This is a genomic window from Neisseria sp. P0009.S007, from assembly GCF_051962515.1.
Genome location: NZ_JBQCVF010001120.1, coordinates 1 through 267, shown reverse-complemented (window position 1 = coordinate 267; position 267 = coordinate 1). Strand labels below are relative to the sequence as shown.

Here is a 267-nt window from a genome sequence, read left to right as displayed (position 1 = left end):
ATATTGAATATTATGGAAAAATTCAGCAATATTGCGCAATTGAAAGACAGCGGTTTGAAGGTTACCGGTCCGCGTTTGAAAATCTTGGATTTGTTTGAGTCGCATGCTGAAGAGCATTTGAGTGCCGAAGATGTGTACCGTATTTTGCTGGAAGAGGGTGTGGAAATCGGCGTAGCGACGATTTACCGCGTATTGACCCAGTTCGAGCAGGCAGGCATTTTGCAGCGCCACCATTTTGAAACCGGCAAGGCGGTTTACGAATTGGAC

Annotated in this window: 1 protein-coding gene; it reads left to right on the top strand. The window is 46.1% G+C overall.

Translation table 11 applies throughout. From position 1 onward, the window contains the following. Nucleotides 1–267 (top strand): transcriptional repressor (locus tag ACTHS3_RS17980; RefSeq protein ID WP_440368779.1); only part of this gene is annotated, 267 nt, incomplete at both ends.